At 36.6% G+C, this 23,528-nt stretch carries 22 protein-coding genes; all 22 read right to left on the bottom strand.

Annotated features, from left to right (window positions below; translation table 11 throughout):
* Nucleotides 1-76 precede the first annotated feature (76 nt).
* Entirely contained in the window at nt 77-664 is a 588-nt protein-coding gene (locus tag MHB48_RS06690) for a dipicolinate synthase subunit B (protein WP_342600730.1), read from the bottom strand.
* Nucleotides 664-1,425: an NAD(P)-dependent oxidoreductase gene (locus MHB48_RS06685; RefSeq protein ID WP_342600729.1), complete on the bottom strand. Its 762-nt coding sequence runs from the start codon at nt 1,423-1,425 to the stop codon at nt 664-666. The genes MHB48_RS06690 and MHB48_RS06685 overlap by 1 nt, the downstream gene beginning before the upstream one ends.
* A 35-nt stretch (nt 1,426-1,460) precedes the next feature.
* Nucleotides 1,461-1,733 (bottom strand): YlmC/YmxH family sporulation protein, encoded by a 273-nt coding sequence (locus MHB48_RS06680; RefSeq protein WP_342600728.1) that lies wholly within the window; start codon nt 1,731-1,733, stop codon nt 1,461-1,463.
* Between the two features lie 82 nt (nt 1,734-1,815).
* The gene (locus MHB48_RS06675) at nt 1,816-3,048 is read right to left on the bottom strand and encodes a pitrilysin family protein (RefSeq protein WP_342600727.1); all 1,233 of its coding nucleotides are present in this window, start codon (nt 3,046-3,048) and stop codon (nt 1,816-1,818) included.
* Between the two features lie 232 nt (nt 3,049-3,280).
* The gene (gene pnp / locus MHB48_RS06670; RefSeq protein WP_342600726.1) at nt 3,281-5,407 is read right to left on the bottom strand and encodes a polyribonucleotide nucleotidyltransferase; all 2,127 of its coding nucleotides are present in this window, start codon (nt 5,405-5,407) and stop codon (nt 3,281-3,283) included.
* Between the two features lie 267 nt (nt 5,408-5,674).
* Entirely contained in the window at nt 5,675-5,944 is a 270-nt protein-coding gene (rpsO, locus tag MHB48_RS06665; protein WP_093263058.1) for a 30S ribosomal protein S15, read from the bottom strand.
* Between the two features lie 178 nt (nt 5,945-6,122).
* Nucleotides 6,123-7,076 carry a riboflavin biosynthesis protein RibF gene (gene ribF, locus MHB48_RS06660; RefSeq protein WP_342600725.1) on the bottom strand — a complete coding sequence of 318 codons (954 nt, stop codon included), beginning with the start codon at nt 7,074-7,076 and terminating at the stop codon, nt 6,123-6,125.
* Between the two features lies 1 nt (nt 7,077).
* Entirely contained in the window at nt 7,078-7,998 is a 921-nt protein-coding gene (truB, locus tag MHB48_RS06655) for a tRNA pseudouridine(55) synthase TruB (RefSeq protein WP_342600724.1), read from the bottom strand.
* A gap of 75 nt (nt 7,999-8,073) precedes the next feature.
* Complete coding sequence (rbfA, locus tag MHB48_RS06650; protein WP_340919220.1) at nt 8,074-8,418, bottom strand: 30S ribosome-binding factor RbfA; 345 nt, start codon at nt 8,416-8,418, stop codon at nt 8,074-8,076.
* A 22-nt stretch (nt 8,419-8,440) separates the two neighbouring features.
* On the bottom strand, nt 8,441-8,719 hold the full coding sequence (locus MHB48_RS06645; RefSeq protein ID WP_342600723.1) for a DUF503 domain-containing protein: 279 nt from the start codon (nt 8,717-8,719) through the stop codon (nt 8,441-8,443).
* Nucleotides 8,716-11,013, bottom strand: a complete 2,298-nt coding sequence (infB, locus tag MHB48_RS06640) for a translation initiation factor IF-2 (protein ID WP_342600722.1) — start codon at nt 11,011-11,013, stop codon at nt 8,716-8,718. Before infB ends, MHB48_RS06645 begins: the two co-directional genes overlap by 4 nt.
* A gap of 4 nt (nt 11,014-11,017) precedes the next feature.
* Entirely contained in the window at nt 11,018-11,338 is a 321-nt protein-coding gene (locus tag MHB48_RS06635) for a YlxQ family RNA-binding protein (RefSeq protein WP_342600721.1), read from the bottom strand.
* Nucleotides 11,335-11,613 (bottom strand): YlxR family protein, encoded by a 279-nt coding sequence (locus MHB48_RS06630; RefSeq protein ID WP_340919208.1) that lies wholly within the window; start codon nt 11,611-11,613, stop codon nt 11,335-11,337. Before MHB48_RS06630 ends, MHB48_RS06635 begins: the two co-directional genes overlap by 4 nt.
* Before the next feature lie 25 nt (nt 11,614-11,638).
* A complete protein-coding gene (gene nusA, locus MHB48_RS06625) occupies nt 11,639-12,769 on the bottom strand; it encodes a transcription termination factor NusA (protein ID WP_342600720.1) in 1,131 nt (376 codons plus the stop codon).
* 22 nt (nt 12,770-12,791) lie between these two features.
* The gene (gene rimP / locus MHB48_RS06620) at nt 12,792-13,271 is read right to left on the bottom strand and encodes a ribosome maturation factor RimP (RefSeq protein ID WP_342600719.1); all 480 of its coding nucleotides are present in this window, start codon (nt 13,269-13,271) and stop codon (nt 12,792-12,794) included.
* 134 nt (nt 13,272-13,405) lie between these two features.
* Nucleotides 13,406-17,719, bottom strand: coding sequence for a PolC-type DNA polymerase III (locus tag MHB48_RS06615; protein WP_342600718.1), 4,314 nt, complete (start codon nt 17,717-17,719; stop codon nt 13,406-13,408).
* 277 nt (nt 17,720-17,996) lie between these two features.
* Nucleotides 17,997-19,256 (bottom strand): RIP metalloprotease RseP, encoded by a 1,260-nt coding sequence (gene rseP, locus MHB48_RS06610; protein ID WP_342600717.1) that lies wholly within the window; start codon nt 19,254-19,256, stop codon nt 17,997-17,999.
* Between the two features lie 42 nt (nt 19,257-19,298).
* Nucleotides 19,299-20,447 carry a 1-deoxy-D-xylulose-5-phosphate reductoisomerase gene (gene dxr / locus MHB48_RS06605; RefSeq protein WP_342600716.1) on the bottom strand — a complete coding sequence of 383 codons (1,149 nt, stop codon included), beginning with the start codon at nt 20,445-20,447 and terminating at the stop codon, nt 19,299-19,301.
* A gap of 17 nt (nt 20,448-20,464) precedes the next feature.
* A complete protein-coding gene (locus tag MHB48_RS06600; protein WP_342600715.1) occupies nt 20,465-21,256 on the bottom strand; it encodes a phosphatidate cytidylyltransferase in 792 nt (263 codons plus the stop codon).
* Entirely contained in the window at nt 21,253-22,047 is a 795-nt protein-coding gene (locus MHB48_RS06595) for an isoprenyl transferase (RefSeq protein WP_342600714.1), read from the bottom strand. The genes MHB48_RS06600 and MHB48_RS06595 overlap by 4 nt, the downstream gene beginning before the upstream one ends.
* Before the next feature lie 121 nt (nt 22,048-22,168).
* Complete coding sequence (gene frr / locus MHB48_RS06590; protein WP_340919192.1) at nt 22,169-22,726, bottom strand: ribosome recycling factor; 558 nt, start codon at nt 22,724-22,726, stop codon at nt 22,169-22,171.
* Nucleotides 22,726-23,451 (bottom strand): UMP kinase, encoded by a 726-nt coding sequence (gene pyrH / locus MHB48_RS06585; RefSeq protein WP_342600713.1) that lies wholly within the window; start codon nt 23,449-23,451, stop codon nt 22,726-22,728. The genes frr and pyrH overlap by 1 nt, the downstream gene beginning before the upstream one ends.
* Between the last annotated feature and the right edge of the window lie 77 nt (nt 23,452-23,528).

The raw sequence follows: 23,528 nt of genomic DNA, 5'->3' as shown, positions 1-23,528 counted from the left end.
AAAGCTCTCCTCTCTAATCAAAACATATTTGCGATATTATATCATAATATACATGAAAATACATCTTCTTTAATATTTATAATTGATAATTTATGAGTAAAGGTTGCAATTGTTTCGATTGAATTGCATATTCAACAGTAGGTACAATTTTAGAGAAATCAGCGATTAGCGAGTTTGGTTTTTTATGAGGATTGTCTTGACCAAAGGGGATAAAATAAATATTTTTTGTGGATAGGAGCTTCATGATATTCATACCGTTAAGTCCAAGTGCATCGTTCGTTGAAATTCCAAGTACAACTGGCTTTCCGTTACGTAATGTTGCTTTAGCAGCCATTAAAACAGGAGAATCGGTTTGAGCATTTGCTAGCTTACTAATTGAATTTCCAGTCATCGGAGCAATAACCATACAATCAAGCGGATTAGTCGGTCCAAATGGTTCCGCTTCTACTATTTTTGACACTACTTTACTTCCACTTGCATTTTCAATCTTTTCTATCCATTCTTCTCCTGTTCCAAATCGAGTTGCTGCTGTTAGAACAGAGTAAGTAATGATTGGTACAACAATTGCACCAATATTAGTAAATTGTCTAATCATTGGGATAACTTCCTCATACGTACAATGAGAAGCGGTTATCCCAAGACCAATACGAAGACCGTTTAACACTATTTTTCCTCCTCTAAGAAAGCCAGTTGTGTTTGAATCAATCTGGCAATTAAATAACCTGCATCTTGCGGAAAATACATACCTGGTAAACTTGTAGAGAGAGCATAATTACCAGGAATATCTGTTTCTGAATTTAATAGACAGCCGGGATTCGAAGCAAGATCAAAGACCTGTTTAAAATATGCAACTTTTGAATTATCAAGCCATTTGGATGGTATCGTATTAATCAAATACATCGATGGATCTTTCTGCCTTTTAAGCATATTTTCTAATGTTTCAATTTGAAATCCATAGCTTTTTGCTTCAAATAATTGATGATTCGATCGAACTGAAATAATTACTTTTGCACCTAAATGATGAAGTGCAAATGCTAGTCTTTTTCCAACTCTCCCATAACCAGTAATGATAAATTGTTTATTGTAAATGGATTGTTTTTCATTTAAATAAAAATAATTAATAAATCCTTCAGCAGTAAGATTTGCATTATCCCAAATCCACTCTTCGTCTTCTAAATAATATACGACATGTGTATTACCTTGTTCTAATTCTCTCTCTATGTCTTCATGTTTTTTACCAATGAATATCACTTCACAAGACTTTGGTAAAGCAAAAGGAATTTCCAATATTAAAGTTTGTATTGGCATGAATATAATTTGTGGCTGAAAATCATTGATTGCATTATTTAATGCATCATTCCAAACCATCGTAGGAAATAATTTTGCATGTAATTCTCCAGAAACTTCTGTTTGAACATGACTCAAGCGGGCGTCCGTACCAATTATTGCACACTTTTTCTTCACGAATATGCACTAGATTCACTAGATGAATCTGTTTCATTAAATAAAATTCGATCTTTACCGATAAGAATTATTTCATCCCATGAAATGAATTCTTTTTTCTTATTCGCTTTGCTTGACTGGAAAAAGGAAGCTGTCTTTTGAAACACTTCAAAACCTTCTATTTTTCCCGTCTGTGGGTTAAAAAGTAACTCAGTATCTGCTAATTTACCGTACCTTGCACCATCTTTTACTTGAATAAGCTCTTTTTCTGCAAGCTCCGAAAGTAACAATCTTTCCCCTCCTTGTTCTTTTCTATTTATGTATATGCCATTTTGCAGAACAAAGTGAATTAAAAAAGCATATAAAAAAACGTCAATCAATATTGACGTTTTTAGGCATTATAACGGATATGGCTGGTTCATAAGAAAAAATTTCTTTTGCTAGCTCCATAACAGAATCTAGCGTTACTTCATCGATTGTTTCACTTACTTCATCCAATGAGCGATGCTTACCATATAACAACTCATTTTTTCCATTTCTACTCATTCGTGCATTTGAACTTTCTAAACCTAACAATAAATTACCTTTTAGCTGTTCTTTTGCGTTTGCAATTTCTGTCTCAGTAAATCCATTATTCACAATCGCTTTAATTGTTTCAGAAATGGATGTCTTCAATTCATCTAATTGATTACTAGAGGTACCTCCATAAATTGTAAGTACACCAGTATCTTCATAAGCGGAGTGATACGAGTAAATGCTGTAAGCAAGGCCCTTATCTTCTCTAATTTCTTGGAACAGTCTAGACGACATGCTTCCACCTAAAATATTATTTAAAACAACCAGACTATAAATATTATCAGCCTTCACACTTAAACTAGGATACGCTAAACAAATATGTGCTTGCTCTGTCTCTCTATAATTTTCTGTGTAAACTGGCTTAAGTGTTGGAGTTGTAATAGCTAGTGCTTTTGATTCCTTTTGGTCAAACTGTCCAAATAACGATTCAATATAATCTGAAAATTCCTCTGGAATATTACCAGCAACAGATATCACTACATTTTCTGGTGTATAGTGTTTTTCCATATATGATAAGATCGATTCTCTTGTAAAGCTGTTCAATGTCTCTTCCGTTCCTAAAATAGGAGAACCTAAAGGATCATTTTCAAACATTGCTCTCCATAAGTACTCATGAACGATGTCATCCGGTGTATCTTCTACCATATTAATTTCTTCCAAAACCACTTGTCTCTCTTTGTCTATTTCAATTGGGTCAAATAAAGAATGAAAGAACATATCTGCAAGTATTTCTACTGCGTATTTTGCATGGTGATCCAGTACTTTGGCATAATAACAAGTGTTTTCTTTCGATGTAAAAGCATTAATATTTCCGCCAATGCGATCAAATTCTTCTGCTATTTGTCTTGCAGTTCTCGTAGCCGTTCCTTTAAATAACATATGCTCTATAAAATGCGTTAATCCATTTTCTTCAGGAAGCTCGTATCTAGAGCCTGCTTGCACCCAGATTCCTACCGCAACTGAACGCACATGAGGAATATGCTCAGAGACTATACGAAGTCCGTTCTTACAAGTTGTTTTCTTTATCAAATTAGCACCCCTATTTATTCTATTCACCCAATTAAAAAGGTTGCCGTAGATACTTGTCTACGATCAACCTTTTTTGTTTAAAAAGTATAACTTTTCTACTTATTATATGTCTAGACTTTAGCGCCTTTCCCCTCGGGGTCAAATGTGTAATAGCTGTGGTGGCTTGGAGCTGCCTCCTCGCTATTCCCTATTTGCCTATCGAGGCTGACATAGGCGCTTCCGCTTTTCTTAATTATTGTTCTTTTTGTTCTTTTTGTTCTTCGCGTTCTTTTTCCTCTTTTAATACCACTTTACGAGATAAGTTTACGCGACCTTGATTGTCAATTTCAATAACTTTTACTAAAAGTTCATCACCAATTTTAAGCACATCTTCTACATTTTTCGTACGTTCTTCTTGAATTTCTGAAATATGCAGTAATCCGTCTTTTCCTGTGAAAATTTCTACGAAAGCACCGAACTTTTCAATTCGTTTTACTTTCCCTAGATAGTATTCACCAACTTGTGCAACACGAACAATGTTTTCGATAATTTCTTTTGCACGAGCGATCATCACTTCATCTGCTGAAGCAATGTAAATTGTACCATCTTGCTCTGTATCAATTTTTACACCAGTTTCATCAATGATTTTATTAATTTGTTTCCCGCCTGGTCCGATAACATCACGGATTTTGTCCGGATTAATTTTGATCACAACAATTTTCGGTGCATAAGCAGACAATTTCTCACGAGGTTCTGAAATTGTTGCAAGCATGCTTTCTAAAATTTGCATACGTCCAATTTTAGCTTGTTCAAGTGCTTCTTCTAAAATGGTTTTAGATAGCCCGTCAATTTTGATATCCATTTGAAGTGCTGTGATCCCTTTAGATGTACCAGCTACTTTAAAGTCCATATCTCCAAGGTGATCTTCCATTCCTTGAATATCTGTTAAAATCGTATAGTTGTCGCCTTTTTTCACAAGACCCATTGCAATACCTGCAACCGGTGCTTTAAGAGGCACACCAGCATCCATCATTGCAAGAGTTGATGCGCAAATACTTGCCTGAGAAGTAGAACCATTTGATTCTAATACTTCCGCTACTAAACGAAGTGTATATGGGAAATCATTTTCATCTGGAATAACTGCTTCAAGAGCGCGTTCCCCTAATGCACCATGTCCAATTTCACGACGACCTGGAGCACGAATTGGTCCAGTTTCCCCTACGCTGAATTGAGGGAAGTTGTAATGATGCATAAAGCGTTTCGATTCTTCTAATCCAATACCATCAATAATTTGAACATCGCCAAGGGGCCCTAATGTACAAATACTTAATGCTTGTGTTTGACCTCGTGTAAATAATCCAGAACCATGTGTTCTAGGCAAAATGCCAACTTCAGAAGAAAGAGGACGAATTTCAGCTACACCACGACCATCCGGACGAATTTTATCATCTGTGATTAAACGACGAACTTCGTCTTTAACCATAGCATCCAAAATTTCACGAACTTGTTTTAATGTTTCTTCTGTTGCTTCTTTTTCTGTATATTGCGCTAAAACTTCTGTTTTAACTTCACTAATTGCATCTTCACGAGCATGCTTTTCTTGCACTTGAATAGCTTGTACCAGTTTTGCTTCACAAAGATCTTTTACTTCTGCAAAAAGTTCTTTATCTAATTCAAAAAGAGCAATTTCTTTCTTCTCTTTTCCAATTTCAGCAACAACTTTTTCTTGGAATTCAATTAGTTTAACGATTTCACTATGACCAAACATAATTGCTTCTAACACAACTTCTTCAGAAACTTCTTTTGCTCCTGCTTCTACCATGTTGATTGCATCTTTTGTTCCAGCTACAGTAAGATCTAAAATACTTTTCTCCATTTGTTCAACCGTTGGATTTATGATAAACTCATCACCAATTAAACCAACCTGAACTCCAGCAATCGGTCCATCAAAAGGAATGTCCGACACGCTAAGTGCTAGAGAAGAGCCTAACATTGCAGCCATCTCAGATGAACAGTTTTGGTCTACAGACATAACGATGGAAATTACTTGAACCTCGTTACGGAATCCGTCTGGAAATAGTGGACGAATTGGACGGTCAATTAAACGGCTAGTTAATATCGCTCTCTCAGAAGGACGTCCCTCACGTTTAATAAATCCACCTGGAATTTTACCAACAGCATATAATTTTTCTTCATAATTAACTGTTAAAGGGAAAAAGTCTAAGTTCTTTGGATTCTTCGAAGCAGTTGCTACAGATAATACACTTGTATCACCATATCTTACTAATACTGCGCCATTCGCTTGTTTTGCAAGTTGTCCAATTTCTACTTGCAACGGACGACCTGCCCATTCGTACGTAAATACTTTCTTTTCACTCATTTAATCTGGACTCCTCTCAACTTCAAAAACTCCTTTAAAAAAGGGTATATAAAGGGTGTATGTATCATAAGTAGTGTATCAAAAATAACGAAACTATGCGAAAGATTTTATAAAAAAGTGCAAGTCACTCGCCAGCCTGATTCATAAATTGGCATTCAAACTCGAGCGATTAGCACCTAAAGACTAATCAATAAATGTAAAAACACTTTTATTTTTAATAGACCCAATAGAAAAAGCGGGATAAATCCCGCTTTCCTAGGTGGTATCTTATCGACGTAAACCAAGTTTTGCGATTAGCTCACGGTAACGTTGTACTTCGTTTTCACGTAAGTATTTTAATAAGTTACGGCGACGTCCAACCATTTTAAATAGACCACGACGTGAGTGATGATCTTTTTTGTGTGTACGTAAATGTTCGTTTAAAGAGTTGATCTCTTCTGTAAGAACTGCGATTTGAATATCAGCAGATCCAGTATCGCTTTCGTGAGTTCTGAACTCAGCGATTAGTTCATTTTTACGTTCTTTTGTAATTGCCATGTTGGTTTCCTCCTAATAATTCTTAATATCCCCTATTCCTGAGCAATCGTTGGAGAATCGAAAAAGCCAAGGAAAGGTTAAGTACAGTCTTGTACTTATATAGAGTATCATATTGCCAGTCGTGAAGCAACTAATTAATCTTATTAGAAAAGCTCAGGAGCTGAAGTCTACGGAATAATTATACTATATTGTTTTTGAAATAGTCGATTGCGACTAATTTGTCTTTTCCAATTTGTGCTTTCAATTCATCAATACCATTAAATTTCTGTTCGGAGCGAATACGCTTGTACCAATGAACGATTACTTCCTCCCCATAAATGGATTGATCAAAATGAAAAATATGTACTTCAATGGAAAGCTTTTTCTCATCCGGATTATTAAAGGTTGGCTTAAAACCAACATTACAAACTCCATCATGCCACTTTTCTTGTATACGAATCTTAACGGCATATACACCAGTTGCTGGCGTAAATTGTCCTTCCTTGAGTTGAACATTTGCAGTAGGAAAATCGATTGTCCTACCTCTTTTATCCCCGTGTACAACAACACCAGATAACATAAAAGGACGACCTAATAATTCTTTTACTTTTTCCATATTCCCAACTTTTAGTTCTGCTCTTATTCTAGTAGAACTTATTTTCTCCCCAGTAAGCTCCTGTTTTCCAACAACAGAAACGGTATATTTCCCTTCTGAGAGCTGAGCCATATGTTCTAATGTCCCTTTTCCAAATGCTCCGAATGTAAAATCAAATCCTGCAGTTACATGCTTCACATTTGCATTCTTAATAAAAGCCTCTATAAACTGTGCAGGTGTTAATTTTGCAAAATCAGAAGTAAATCGTACGACAAATACAGCATCCACTTGTAACTCTTTTAATAGCTCTATTTTTTGTTCCAGTGGTGTAATATAAAATACTTGCTCTTTTCTACCTCCAAGAACTAAGGATGGATGAGGATCAAATGTCATCACCGCTGTTTTCACATTTAGCTCTCTTCCTTTATCTACTGCTTCTTGGATCACTGCTTGATGTCCCGAATGCACTCCATCAAAGAAGCCTATTGCTAAAGAATATGCTTCATTTCTTTCATTTTTATATAAATGATTTGGGTAAGATAAGTGATGTACGTCCATACTATTCTCCTTTTTCAGTTGCAAACATTTTTTCTAGTTTCATCATACCACTTTTTGTCGGATGGTTAATATAAACAGCAAAAGGATTGGAATCTATTGTATAAATGATTTTCTCATTAGTTTCCAGTAAAGGATCTCTTTCTACCACTTGACCATTAGTTATACTCTTTCTTGTTTCGTCTACTATCTCTATGGACGGCCAACTTGCAAGAGCATGTTTTAAAGGTAATATAGTTTCTTTTAACAGGCCGTTTTCAACTGCATTTTGCACTTCAGCCAATGTTAAACATTGTTCTTTTGTAAAGTTTCCTGAAGCAGTTCGAACTAAAGAGGACATATGCGCCGGAAAACCGAGCAACTCACCAATTTGCACTGCAAGTGTACGAATATATGTACCTTTACTACAACCAATTTCAATAGAAAAAGTAACATTTTCACCTGTAAAAAAAGTGGCTTCGTCTAGTAAATCTAAGTTGTAAATTGTCACAATTCTACTTGGACGCTCTACTTCTTTTCCTTCTCTTGCATATTCATATAACTTTTTACCGTTTACTTTCACAGCTGAGTACATCGGTGGAGTTTGAGTTATCTCTCCAGTTAGTTGTTTGAGCACATCCAAGATTTGTTGTCTCGAAAAGCTTTTATTTGTATCATTTTGGTTTACAACCTCTCCATCAGCATCTTCTGTTGTTGTCGAGGTTCCGATGGAGACAGTCGCAACGTATGACTTACCCTCATTCATAATATACTCGGATACTTTGGTGGCCTGCCCTAAGCAGATAGGCAGTACTCCTTCCACATTTGGATCTAGCGTGCCTGTATGTCCGATTCGTTTCATTTTTAATATTTTGCGTAATTTAAAAATGCAGTCATGGGAAGTCATCCCTTTTTCTTTCCATAATGGAAGTATACCTTCATACATTTCATTCACCTCTATATTCATTATATACAACAAAAAAGTCTGCTCGATTAAGTAAGCAGACTCCTTTGTTTGTTTTTATTCCTCAGATGGTTTATTAATCTGTCTTAATAAATTATCTATACGATTTCCATAAGCTGCAGATTCATCAATTTCAAATAGTAGTTCAGGCGTAATACGTAATCTAATACGTTGACTGATTTCAGAGCGAATAAACCCTTTCGCTTTTTCCAAAGCTTTTAAAGTAGACCCATTATTTCCATTAAGGACAGTAATATAAACAGTCGCTTGTTGAAGATCACCAGTTACTGCCACATCAGTTACAGTGACAAAACCTATGTTAGGATCCTTTAGTTTTCGGCCTATAATTTCGCCTAACTCTTTTTTCATTTGTTCCGCAACTCGGTTAGCGCGCATCGACATGATGGCTACACCTCATTTTCTATCATAAATGTTCTTTTCTTATATCAATGCATTCCCATTCTGGAAAAGATTCTAAATGGCCGATGGCATGTGTAAGCTCTCGTTCAGCAGCATCCTTTTGGGAAGCAACACATACGATCCCAATAGTCGTCCGCTGCCATACATCTTGGTGATCAATTTCCGAAATAGAAACATTGAACTTTTGTTTCGTGCGAGAGAGCGTTCGTTGAAGAACTGCTCTTTTTTCTTTCAATGAATGTGCAGTAGGAATCAAAAATTCACACTCTGCATATACAATCATTTTCGTTTGATTTCTTCCATAATGTAGGCTTCGATGATGTCGCCTTCTTTAACATCATTGAAGTTTTTAATCGTAATACCACATTCGTATCCTTTTGCTACTTCTTTTGCGTCATCTTTAAAACGTTTTAATGTATCTAATTCGCCTTCAAAAATAACGATGGAATCACGGATAATACGAACACCACTATCTCTCGAAATCTTACCTTCTGTAACGTATGAACCAGCAATTGTTCCTACTTTTGAAACTTTAAATGTTTCACGAATTTCTGCTTGACCGATAATTTTTTCTTGGAATTCAGGATCTAGTAATCCTGTCATCGCAGATTCAATTTCTTCGATTACTTTATAAATAACTCTGTGTAAACGGATGTCAACGCCTTCTTGATCAGCTGCACGTTTTGCATTTGTATCTGGACGAACATTAAAACCAATTACGATAGCGTTTGATGCTGCTGCAAGGCTAATATCTGATTCTGTAATTGCTCCTGCTCCAGTGTGAATGATTCGAACATTTACACCTTCTACTTCAATTTTCATTAATGAAGCTGCCATTGCCTCTACAGTACCTTGTACATCTGCTTTAACAATTAAGTTTAACTCTTTCATTTCTCCTTGTTTCATTTGATCAAATAAATTGTCTAATGTAACACGAGCTTTTTCAGAGCGTTGGCTAACTTGTGCTTCTGAAGCACGAGATTCTCCAACTTGACGTGCCGTTTTTTCGTCTTCAAATACTACAAAGCGATCTCCTGCTTGTGGTACTTCATTTAATCCGGTAATTTCTACTGGAGTAGATGGGCCCGCTTCTTTTACACGACGACCAAGGTCATTTACCATTGCTCGTACGCGTCCAAATGCGTGACCTACAACAATTGGATCTCCTACTTTAAGTGTACCATCTTGTACTAATAGTGTTGCAACTGATCCTCTACCTTTATCCAGTTGAGCTTCAATTACTGTTCCAAGTGCAAGACGTTTTGGATTTGCTTTTAGCTCTGCAACTTCTGATACTAGTAATACCATTTCAAGAAGATTGTCAATTCCATCGCCATTTAATGCTGAGATTGGAACAAAAATTGTTTCTCCGCCCCAAGCTTCTGAAACTAATCCATGTTCAGTTAATTCTTGCATAACACGGTCTGGATTTGCAGCTGGCTTATCCATTTTGTTTACTGCAACAATGATTGGAACCTCTGCAGCTTTCGCATGGTTAATAGCTTCTACAGTTTGTGGCATAACTCCATCATCTGCAGCAACAACAAGAATAGTAATATCCGTAACTTTAGCTCCACGAGCACGCATTGTTGTAAATGCAGCATGTCCTGGTGTATCTAAGAAAGTAATCTTTTTGCCATTGTCTACAATTTGGTATGCACCGATATGTTGTGTAATACCACCTGCTTCTCCAGCCGTAACTTTTGTGTTACGTATAGAGTCTAGAAGTGTTGTTTTACCGTGGTCAACATGTCCCATAATTGTTACAACCGGTGGACGTTCTGTTGTATTTGCGCTGTCTTCTTCTGTAGACTCGAAATGAACTTCTAAATCAGTAATATCGATTTTGATTTCTTCTTCCACTTCTACTCCATAGTCTGCACAAATTAACTCAATTGCATCCTTGTCAAGTACTTGGTTAATTGTTGCCATTACCCCAAGTAAAAACAGTTTTTTAATAATTTCAGCTGGCTCGCGACCAAGTTTTTTCGCTAGCTCTGTTACAGTTAATGACTCTGTAAATGTAATTTTCGCAGGAAGTTCTCTTTCTTTTCTTGGTACTGGAGGTTGAACAGGTGTTGTTGGTCCTTTTCTTCTCTTTTGGAATTTTTGGCCTGGTCTATTTTGACCACCCGGTCTATTTTGTCCTCCTGGACGATTTTGACCACCTGGTCGATTGTTATTAGTAAAAGTTTTTTTATCTTTTGATTGATTGTTCGTTCCTTGCGTAGTACTTTGAGAAGTGCTTTGAGCAGCTGGTCTTGATTGACCTTGGTTCGTTGGTCTTGATTGACCTTGATTTGTTGGTCTTGACTGACCTTGATTTGTTGGTCTTGATTGACCTTGGTTTGTTGGTCTTGATTGACCTTGGTTTGTTGGTCTTGATTGACCTTGAGTAGTTGCTTTAGGTTGTTCTGTTGATTTTTTATAGACGCTATCCAATTTAGTTACGGCATCTCCCTCAAGTGTTGACATATGATTCGTCACTTGAATGTTTAGTTTTCCTAATTGCTCAATAACTTCTTTACTAGATTTATCTATTTGTTTCGCGTATTCATGAACTCTGATTTTAGTCATTAGCTCACCCCCGGTTATATTCGTTGAGAAGGCCGGACAGTTTTTTAGCGAAACCGTCATCCATAATGGCTATTGCCACTCTGGCCTCTTTTCCCGTCGCATGTCCGAGATCGTGCCGGTCTCCAAAGACATGCAGCTCAACGTTAAAAGATGCACATTTATCATTAATTTTTTTTGATGTATTTTTAGAAGCATCAGTCGAAATAAGTACTAATTTAGCTTTCTGGCTTCTTATTTCTTTTACGACTAACTCTTCGCCTGAAATAGTTTTCCTTGCTCGTGTAGCAAGGCCAAGTAACTGTAAAATTTGCTGCTCTATTGTCATTTTAGTTTTTCTCTTTCAATAATGACGATTAATTCATCATATATTTCACTTGGGACGGACGCTTCTAAATGATTGCCAAGTGAATTTTTCTTTTTCGCTTGGTTTACTGCTTCGATCGTTTTAGATACGTAAGCGCCACGACCAGATTTTTTGCCAGTCAGATCCACGCTCACTTCTCCTTCTTTCGAGCGAACAATACGAATCATTTCTTTTTTGGGAAACATTTCGCCAGTAGCAACACATTTACGTAATGGAATTTTCTTTTGAATAGCCATACACGCTCACCATCCTTGCTTATTCTTACTCTTCGTCTTTATAGAAATCAAAGTCATCCATTTCATCTTCTAAGCTTTCGATAATCACTTGAGGAGAATTTTCGTTAGGGTAAATTCCTAATTCTCTTGCATCTGTCTCACTTTTAATATCAATTTTCCAACCAGTTAATTTAGCAGCAAGTCGTGCATTTTGACCTCTTTTACCAATTGCAAGCGAAAGTTGATAATCTGGTACGACAACTGTAGTAGACTTTTCTTCTTCGTTCACTTGTACATCTAACACTTTAGAAGGGCTAAGTGCATTTGCAACGAAAATTACTGGATCTTCTGACCATTCTACAATGTCAATTTTTTCTCCACTTAATTCATTCACAATCGTTTGAACTCGTGCACCTTTTGCTCCAACACAAGAACCTACTGGATCTATTTCATCATTATGAGCAAATACAGAAATTTTTGAGCGGTCTCCTGCTTCACGAGCAATTGATTTAATCTCAACAATTCCCTCGAAAATTTCCGGAACTTCCATTTCAAATAAACGACGAAGTAATCCAGGATGTGTTCTTGATACAAAAACTTGTGGTCCGCGTGTTGTGCGCTCAACTTTTGTAATATACACTTTTATACGATCATGAGGACGAAACGTTTCTGTTTGGATTTGCTCATTCACAGGTAATACTGCTTCGACTTTACCTAAACCAACGTAAATATTACGTGCATCTAGACGCTCTACAATACCATTTACGATATCATCTTCACGATCCACATATTCTTCATAAATTAAACCGCGCTCTGCTTCACGTACACGTTGTGTAACAACTTGTTTCGCAGTTTGAGCAGCAATACGTCCAAAATTACGTGGTGTTACTTCTTGTTCTACAACATCACCAATTACAAAATGAGGATTAATCATTTGCGCATCTTCTAATGAGATTTGTAAACGATCATCCGCAACTTCCTCAACCACATCTTTACGAGAATAAACAAGCATTGTTCCATTTGCCAAGTTAATATCTACACGAACATTTTGGGCTTGGTTAAAATTTCTTTTATATGCCGTCACTAATGCCGCTTCAATTGCATCTATTAAAACATCTCTTGAAATTCCTTTTTGCTTCTCAAGCGCAGTTAACGCATCTAATAAATCACTACTCACAGCTGTCACTCCTCAATATACATTATGCAGAGAAATCGATTGCTAAACGAGCAAGCGCAATTTTCTCTTTTTCGATTTGGATTTTTATTCTTCTTGTTTTCACACGTACTTCAATTAATACGCCTTCTTCAGCTGAATAAGAAAGTATTGTTCCTTCAAATTCTTTTGCGCCTTTTACTGGCTCATACGTTTTAATGAAGACAAACTTCCCTACTGCTGCAATGAAATCAGCATCTTTTTTCAGAGGTCGTTCAGCCCCAGGAGATGAAACTTCTAAGAAGTAGTTATCCGTTATTGGGTCCACTTCATCTAATTTTTCGCTTAGTTTTTCACTAACTTGAGCACATTGCTCAATATCTATACGACCAGTTGGAGTATCAATATAGATGCGCAAGAACCAATCGCGACCTTCTTTTACGTATTCGATATCTACGAGCTCTAAGTTCAACTCTTGTAAAATCGGTACTACAAGCTCTTCAATTTTACTAGTAATATTACTCATATAAGCCTCCTACACAACAATGATTTTCTATATAACAACAGAAAAGAGCGGGAAATCCCACTCTTTCGTCACAGAACTATGAAACATTGGTAGTTTTATATTACCATACCATTGGCTTTCTTGCAAATTCCATACTAAAACAACGATAGTTGATTAGCGTCTGGAAGCCCTTCTAAACAACCCATAAGATCCAAATACTCGATAATTGTTTTCGAAACTTTCCCTCTTTGTTGGAGGTCTTCCTTAGATAAAAATTCACCATCTTGTCTTGCTTTTACAATTTGTATGGCAACGTTTGTTCCTAAACCAGGGATGGCATCGAAAGGTGGGATAAGTGTATCTCCTTCAATTGTAAACTCATTTGCTTTTGATTTGTACAGATCTACTTTTTGCATTCTAATACCACGCTCTGACATTTCAAGTGCAATCTCTAAAACAGTTGCTAAGCTTTTCTCTTTATTTGACACTTCCAATCCTTTTGCATTGATTTCACCTAATTTTGCTCTCATAGTTTGAGATCCATTAATCATGGATATTAAATCAAAATCTGACGCTCGGACCGTAAAATATGCCGCATAATATAGTATTGGAAAATGTACCTTGAAATATGCAATACGAACTGCCATTAATACGTATGCAGCAGCATGCGCTTTCGGGAACATGTATTTGATTTTTTTACAAGACTCAATGTACCAATTTGCTACACCTTGAGATTTCATTTCTGCTTCAAACTCTGGTGATAATCCCTTTCCTTTACGGACAGATTCCATAATTTTAAATGCTAATGATGGCTCTAAACCTTGATATATTAAATAAACCATAATGTCATCTCGACAACCGATAACATCTGAAAGCTGACATGTTCCGTCTTGAATCAACTCTTGAGCATTACCAAGCCAAACATCTGTCCCATGCGAAAGTCCAGAGATTTGGACAAGCTCAGAGAAAGTAGATGGCTTTGTTTCTTCTAACATTTGTCGAACAAACCGAGTACCAAACTCTGGAATACCTAACGTACCAGTTTTACAATCAATTTGCTCTTCTGTCACACCGAGTGATTCCGTTCCACTAAATATTTTCATCACTTCTGGATCGTCTGTCGGAATTGTTTTTGGATCAATTCCAGATAAGTCTTGCAGCATACGAATAACGGTCGGATCATCGTGGCCTAGTATATCGAGTTTTAATAAGTTATCGTGAATCGAGTGGAAGTCAAAATGGGTAGTTTTCCATTCCGAATCTTGAGCATCCGCAGGAAATTGAATAGGCGAGAAATCATAAATGTCCATATAGTCTGGAACTACAATGATTCCACCTGGATGTTGACCTGTTGTTCGCTTAACGCCAGTACAACCTTGAACTAAACGATCTATTTCTGCTCCACGTAACGTTAAATTATTATCATTTGTATACCCTCGAACATATCCATAAGCCGTTTTCTCAGCAACCGTTCCGATTGTACCAGCTCTAAACACGTAATCCTCACCAAATAACTCCTTCGTATAGTTATGTGCGATTGGCTGATACTCTCCACTAAAGTTTAAATCTATATCGGGAACCTTATCCCCTTTAAACCCAAGGAAAGTTTCGAACGGTATATCTTGTCCTTCTTTTACATAAGGAGTATCGCATTCCACACAGTTTTTATTTGGCAAGTCAAAACCTGAACCAACAGAGCCGTCTAGGAAAAACTCCGAATGCTGACAGTTTGGACAAACATAATGAGGCGGTAATGGGTTTACTTCTGTTATTTCTGTTAAAGTTGCAACTAATGAAGATCCTACCGACCCACGGGATCCAACTAAATATCCGTCATCCAATGATTTTTTCACTAGTTTATGTGAAATTAGGTAAATAACCGCGAATCCATGTCCAATAATCGAAGTTAATTCCTTTTCTATTCGTGCTTCTACAATTTCGGGAAGATCGTCTCCGTAAATTTCTTTCGCTTTTGAATAAGTTAACGATCGAACTTCTTCATCTGCCCCTTCAATTTTTGGCGTATATAAATCATCCTTAATTGGTTTGATGTCCTCTATCGAATCTGCGATCTTTTGTGGGTTCGTCACAACTATCTCTTTAGCCAAATCTTCGCCTAAGAATGAAAAAGCATCTAGCATTTCATTCGTCGTTCGAAAATGCACTTTCGGTAGTTCATGTCGATTAAGTGGATTTGCCCCACCTTGTGAATTCACTAAAATCTTTCTAAAAATCGCATCATTTTCATGTAAATAATGTACATTTCCAGTTGCTGCTACAGGAAGATTTAGTTTTTTCCCTAATTTAATCATTTTACGAATAATATCTTCTAGATTCCACTCATCGCGAACAAGCTCCATTTGAAGTAAATGGGAGTATACTTCTTTCGGATGAATTTCTAAATAATCGTAAAACTTCGCAATTTCTTCTACTTGTTCAAGAGGTTTTTGCATAAGTCCTTCAAAAACTTCCCCTTTATCACAACCAGAACCGATAATTAAACCTGCTCGATGCTTTTGCAATACAGATCTTTTAATTCTAGGTACTCGATAAAAAGTATTGATATGTGAAAGGGATACTAATTTAAATAAGTTTTTAAGCCCTTCCTCATTTACTGCTAAAATTGTACAGTGCGATGGTCTTGCTCTTTTATACGAATCACCTTGACCTATATGTTTATTAAAATCATCATGGAATTGAATCTCTTTCTCTTCAGCTTCTTTCAATAAATGAAGCAATAAATATCCAGTTGCTTCACAGTCAAAGATAGCTCGGTGAGCCTGTGTTAACTCAATATTAAACTTTTTAGCTAAGGAACCCAGACGATGCGTTTTTAGCTCAGGATGTAGGAATCTTGCAAGCTCTAATGTATCAATAACAGGGTGGGTAAAATGATCAATGCCACATCTACGGTAACCCTCATATAAAAACCCCATATCGAAGGATGCATTATGCGCAACAATTATTCCATCCCCAATAAATTCGTAAAAATCTCTAATTACATCTTCTATTTCTGGGGCACTTCGAACCATATCATCCGTGATACCAGTTAATTCAATCGTTGTTGCAGAAAGCGCATGATGTGGGTTTACAAATCGCTCAAATTTATCAATGATATTCCCATTTTGCATTTTCACTGCAGCAAGCTCAATAATTTTGTCATACGTTGCAGACAAACCTGTTGTCTCTACATCAAACACAATATACGTAGCGTCTTCTAGTGAAAGATGTTGTTCATCATAAGCTATCGGTACACCGTCATGAACAAGATTTGCTTCTAAGCCATACAAAATTTTAATTCCATTCTTTTTTCCAGCAGCATATGCTTCCGGAAATGATTGAACGTTTGCATGATCCGTAATGGCAATTGCTTTATGACCCCACTTTGCAGCTTGCGATACAAGTGCGGAGACAGAAGAAACTGCGTCCATTTGACTCATCGGACTATGCATATGTAATTCCACTCGTTTTTCTTTAGCTGTATCCAACCGAACTACTGGATTTATCTCACCCATATCTTGTGCCATGATAATTAGGTCTCGTACAAATGTATCATTTTGCACGGAACCTCTCACTTTAAGCCACATACCCTTTTGCAGGCGTTCCATCATCTGTGCATCTTCTTTATCTCTAGAGAACATTTTCACAAGAATAGAATCTGTATAATCTGTAAGCTTCACAGTTAAAAGCGAACGTCCACTTCTAAGCTCTTTTACCTCCACGTCAAATACAAAACCTTCTATAGTCACTCTTCGTTCTTCATCTTGTATGGAGCGTATTTCAATAATTGGTTCTTCTTTCTTAAGCGGAACACCTAGTTGGAATGGCCCCTCTAACGCAGAATCTCCATTTTCTTGACGTTTTTGATCTCTCTTTTGTAAATCATCTAACGCTTTTTTGCCGAGCTCTTCTTCTTCTAATCGTCGCTGTTCTAAAAAGGCAACTTGAGCTTCTGCTAAGGCCTGTGTATCTTCTACTAAACGAAAATCGAAGGCCATCCTTGGAAAACCGAATCCTTCATACACATCGGCTAGCAGCTCTACATATTTCTTTTTAAAAGTTCGTAGTTGTAGCTCTTGTCCACACGTTAATTGGACCATTTGACCATTCCACTCTGGCTGTTGTTGAAGCAAACAATCTTTAAGAGGAGGTGCCATATCACTTAACTCTTTTAGTACACTTGTCCAATATTCTTTTATTAGAGGTTCTGAGACCTCATTGCTTTGACATTGGATTTTCAGTAATACGCTTGCGATACCTGAAAATTTTTCATGTATGCGAGTTTGCAAAATAGTAAAAACTTCGATTGGAAGAATAGCGGTTAAATTAATTTGAAAATGCCATTGTCTTATTTTTTTATGAACGGTAAATCTAGTAATCGATGCATTTTCAAAATGCTTTACGAAAGAATCCTCTGTTAACTCGAGTTGTTGCAACAATAAGTGCATTCTCATTTTGCCATCTTGCATAATAGCGAATCCCTCCTTTTATTACTTTTAACAGAAAAAGAAAGGAAAGTTCATAATAAAGAACTTTCCCTTCTTGAAATTTCCCTATCAACTATGACATCGTGTACTTGTGCCCAGATATTGCAGCGCAAGCATGCTCGTCGGACTCCTTAACACAATCTGTGGCATCCGCAGGAGTAATTGTCCAACAGTACGTTGGTTACTCAAGCAATGCCGCAGGGCGCGGCGATCTTAGCCAGAGTTCTTCTATTCAGTAGGCGTTTACTAATGATAAAGGTTAAAAGAAAAACCGTTGTATATCATTCCACGTCACTACAACCATCAACACCATCAGAAGCATGATTCCAACAAAATGCACCATACCTTCTTTTTGTTTATCAATCGGTTTTCCACGTAGTGCTTCGAATAAGAAGAATAATAGTCGACCACCATCAAGTGCTGGTAGTGGTAAAAGATTCATAATTCCTAAGTTAATACTTAAAATTGCCGCCCAGTGCATCAAATTAAATACACCATATTGCGCAACTTCTTCTGTTGCTTTATAAATTCCTACTGGACCAGATAAATCATCTATTGAAAAATTCCCTGTAATTAAAGTTCCTAATAAAGTAAATATCCGCACTGTCCACTCATATGTTTGCTGCGCACCAAAAACGACTGCTTGCACAGGATTTTTTTCTAATGGGCTCATATATTGAACACCAATTTGTCCAACTTTTTCTTCTCCAGACTCCACTGCATTCGGAGTCATAGAAAATTCTAGCACTTCACCATTTCGATCAACAGTAAAATTCATGCTTTCATTTGGACTTACCTTGACTTTTTCTGAAAGTTCGTCCCACGTTGTAATTGGGCTACCATTAATTCCTGTAACTAAATCTCCGTCTTTTAATCCTGCTTGTGCTGCTGGACTATTTTCCATTACAGTTGTGATTACAGGTTCATTTGTTGGCACACCTTGTAGTAATCCTAGTAATAAAAAGATGAAAAAAGCTAAGATAAAGTTAAAAAGTGGCCCAGCAAAGATAGCCAGTGATCTTTGTCCAACTGTTTTTGAACCGAATTGACGATCATAAGGTGCAATAAATGTTTCTTTTCCATTTTCAATGATAACAGCATTTCTAGCTATTTTATATCGAACCAATCGTTCTTCTTCATTGTAGCCTTCAATGAACATTTCTTTCATCAAATCAGATTTCTCAACTTCTAAAAAAAGCATATCTGCGAATTGCTTATTTTGGTTGAGTACAATTTGATCAATTTCATTGTCATTGTTTAAGCGAATCCCAACTCTATACCCAGGCTGTAATTCGACAGAGTCTAAATCTTCCCCCGCCATTCGAACATATCCACCTAAGGGTAATAATCGAATGGTATAGAGTGTTTCTCCTTTAGTCATTCCAAATATTTTAGGACCAAAACCGATAGCAAACTCCCTAACCATAATGCCAGCTCTTTTAGCAAAAATAAAATGCCCTAGTTCATGAAAGAATACGATACTTCCAAATATTATTATAAACGCAATGGCCGTCTCCATTATATCCCACCTTTATCCTACAACTCGTCTTAGGTTATTCCATCATTTTATCATGTTTTGAACGCTTTTTCTCGTCTGAGCATCTACATGTAATATTGTTTCTAAATCTGGACTTGAAATAACCTGATGTTCATCCATTGCACGTTCAATTAGCTCATCTATCATTAAGAAGCCAATTTTCTCTTGTAGAAATAATGCAACTGCTGCTTCATTTGCTGCATTTAATACGGTTGTCATCGTTCCACCCGCTCTTCCTGCATCAATAGCTAGCTTCAGCGCATGATATCTCTCGTAATCCATCTCTTCAAAATGTAGTTTGCCAATCTCTGCTAAATTTAAACGAGATGCATTCCCACGAGATAAACGATTTGGATAGGATAAAGCGTATTGAATTGGTACTCGCATATCAGGAGTACCTAATTGGGCGATAACACTCGTATCTTTAAATTCAATCATGGAATGAATGATACTTTCCCGATGTAGCAACACCTCGATATCATCATATGAAATATCAAACAATACGCGAGCTTCAATAACTTCTAATCCCTTATTCATCATCGTTGCAGAATCAATTGTAATTTTAGAACCCATCGACCAATTTGGATGATTTAATGCATCTTTTACCGTAACATTTTTTAGCTCTTCTCGCGATCGATCTCGAAAACTTCCACCAGATGCTGTAATAATTAGTTTTGCAATTTCCGATTTCTTTTCTCCATTCATTGCTTGGAAAAGTGCAGAGTGCTCACTATCGACAGGAAGTATAGGGACATTGTTTTCTTTTGCTGCTTGCATCACTAAATGACCAGCTGTTACCAACGTTTCTTTATTTGCAATAGCAATCGTAATTCCTTTTTTTATTGCTTCTAATGTTGGGTTTAATCCTACACTTCCAAGTACTGCATTTACAAGTACATCCGCATTTGTATGTGCAGCAACTTGCACTAAACCTTCATCCCCAAAAACTACTTCTACTTTTGGAAAATCTTTTTGAAGTTGTCGAGCATCTTCCTCATGTAAAACAGATACAACTTCTACAGAAAAATCATTTAGAATCTTTCTAGTCTCTTCTAAATTTCTACCTGCTGAGCATGCAACTAATTGAAATTGTGATGGATGTTCTTTTATAATATCCAACGTTTGAATTCCAATAGAACCAGTTGCTCCTAATAAGCTTATTCTTTTTGTCATGAAATAATGTCGTCTCCTTATAAGAAATGTAAAAAGTGAAGTAATGGTATGACAAAAAGAAGACTGTCAAAACGATCTAAAATCCCACCATGTCCCGGCAATAAATTACCTGAATCTTTTACATTATAATGTCTTTTTATCGCGGACTCTACTAAGTCACCTAACTGGCCAAAAATAGACGCAGCAATTGTTATTCCTATTAATACTAAATAAGAAGAAGTGAGAGGGCTAATCCATTGAATAATAAAAGCTGTAACTAGCGCCCAAATAATTCCACCTACAAATCCCTCGACTGTTTTATTTGGCGAGATTTCTGGCCAAAGCTTACGTTTACCAATTTTTCTGCCCGTAAAATAAGCGCCTGAATCAGTTGTCCAAACTACTAATAACGCAAAAATTACATACGATAATCCAATATTCCTTGTTTCTATGAAATAATAGAATCCAACCCCAACGTACAAGGTACCCAAAATAACAAATGCTGCATCATCAAACGTAAACTGATTTTTTACTAATACGGTATAAATAAGTAATAGAAAAACAGCAACAAATATCCATTCCAGCTTCGTATGGCCTGTTACTTCTAATACGTCCTTCGTAATAGATGAAGGCAATAAAAGCATAAATAAAAGTAACAATGATACAATACCAGCAAATGAAAATAACTGTATTCCCTTCATTCGCAACATTTCATTTAATCCAACTGCTGCTATTATGTAAATAAGAATTGTAAATACAGGTCCTCCTAACAGCACAATTGGAAGAAAAAGCGCTAAAGCAATAGCACCTGTTATTATTCGTTGTTTCAATTAACTTCTTCCCCCTTAAGACCACCATATCTTCGATTCCTCTTTTGATAACTTTCAATCGCATCCATAAGACAAGCTTCGTCAAAATCTGGCCATAATGTATCTGTAAACCAAAATTCTGTATACGCAAGTTGCCAAAGCATAAAGTTACTTAAACGAACTTCACCACTTGTACGTATCAATAAATCCGGCTCTGTTAAATTTTTTGTCATTAAATAATTATTCAACAAGTCCTCAGAGATTGTATCTGCAGAAATTTTTCCTTCTTGGACTTCTTGCGCTATTTTTTGCACCGCTTGAACTATCTCATCTCTGCTTCCATAGTTCAAAGCAAAATTTAATATTAAACCATCATTACTCGCGGTTTGCTCCATTGCTCGTTTAACGGCTCTTTTCGTATGCTCCGGGAGCAATTCAATATTTCCCATCATTTGAACTTGAACATTTTGCTCAATTAGCTCAGGTAAATACGTTGCTAGAAATTCTTCTGGTAAGCGCATTAAAAATTCTACTTCTATTTTAGGTCTTTTCCAATTTTCAGTAGAAAAAGCATACAACGTTAATGTTTTTATACCTACTTCATTTGCAAATCGAGTTATTTTCTTTACTGTCTTCATTCCTTCATGATGACCTGCTACACGTGGTAAGGACCTTTTTTTAGCCCATCTACCATTCCCGTCCATAATAATTGCTATATGGCCCGGTAATTGTTCTTGTTGGGCTTTTTCTTTTCGATCATTTACATGTATACTTATCGTTTTTTCATTCTTACGAATAAGTTTTTTCAGCATTCTCAAACCCCCACTTTACCAACTCAGAACATATATATCCTATCATATCATATCAAATAAATCCTAATATAAAAAGACGTCCCACTAAAAGGACGCCTTTTCCAAACAAAAAGTTCAAAACTTATACTTCTAAAATTTCTTTTTCTTTATCTTTTGTAATTGCATCGATTTTTTCAATATTAGAGTCCGTAAGTTTTTGAATCTCTTCCGCATAGTTTCTTAATTCATCTTCTGTGATAGCACCGGATTTTTCTAACTTTTTAAGGTCATCATTACCATCACGACGAACATTGCGAATATTAACTTTAGCTTCTTCTGCTTCTTTTTTTACTTGTTTTACTAAGTCTTTACGACGTTCTTCCGTTAGAGCAGGAATAGCAATACGAATGATTGATCCATCATTAGTAGGGGTAATTCCTAAATCTGACTTCATAATCGCTTTTTCGATATCACCAAGAACTGACTTATCGTAAGGCTGGATTGTGATTAATCGAGCTTCTGGAGTTGCAATACCTGCCATTTGATTGATTGGTGTTGGAGCACCATAGTAATCAATAGAAATTTTGTCAAGCAATGATGCATTAGCACGACCAGCTCGAATTGAAGCAAGTTCTCTGCTATAAACTTGAATCGATTTGGACATCTTATCTTTGGTTTGCTCAATTACTTGTTTCGGCATTATGAATTCCTCCTAACGACTGTACCTATTGTCTCCCCTAGAACAGCCTTTTTAATGTTTCCATTTTCCATTATTGAGAATACAATAAGTGCGATATCATTGTCCATACATAAAGTAGACGCTGTTGAATCCATCACTTGTAACCCTTGTTGAATAACTTCAATAAATGAAAGTTCGTCGTATTTAACTGCTGTTTTATCGGTTCTTGGATCAGCTGAATATACGCCATCTACATTGTTTTTAGCCATCAAAATGACATCTGCTTCAATCTCAGCTGCTCTAAGAGCCGCTGTTGTATCTGTCGAGAAGTATGGATTTCCTGTTCCTGCCGCAAAAATAACTACTCGCTTCTTTTCTAAGTGGCGGATTGCTCTTCTACGTATGTAAGGCTCAGCCACTTGTCGCATTTCGATGGATGTTTGAACACGCGTTTCAATTCCTGATTTTTCAAGTGAGTCTTGTAAAGCAAGAGAATTCATTACTGTAGCAAGCATTCCCATGTAGTCAGCTGTAGCACGATCCATGCCCATTTCACTGCCTACTTTTCCTCGCCAAATATTTCCTCCGCCTACAACTACTGCGACTTCGACACCAAGGTCCACTACTTCTTTCACTTGTTCTGCTACAGACTTAATTATTTCAGGAGATAATCCGAAACCTTGTTCTCCAGCTAACGCTTCGCCACTCAGTTTTAAAACAATTCTTTTGTATTGTGGGTTGCTCATAGGTATCCTCCATCTCTCTCTTCTTTAAAAATAGGGAACACAAATTACGTGCTCCCTAGTTTTTCTGACTATTTAAC

The organism is Psychrobacillus sp. FSL H8-0483, from assembly GCF_038637725.1.
GTDB lineage: Bacteria > Bacillota > Bacilli > Bacillales_A > Planococcaceae > Psychrobacillus.
Note: the sequence above shows the minus strand (reverse complement) of the source record. Positions and strands in the feature narration are given on the sequence as shown.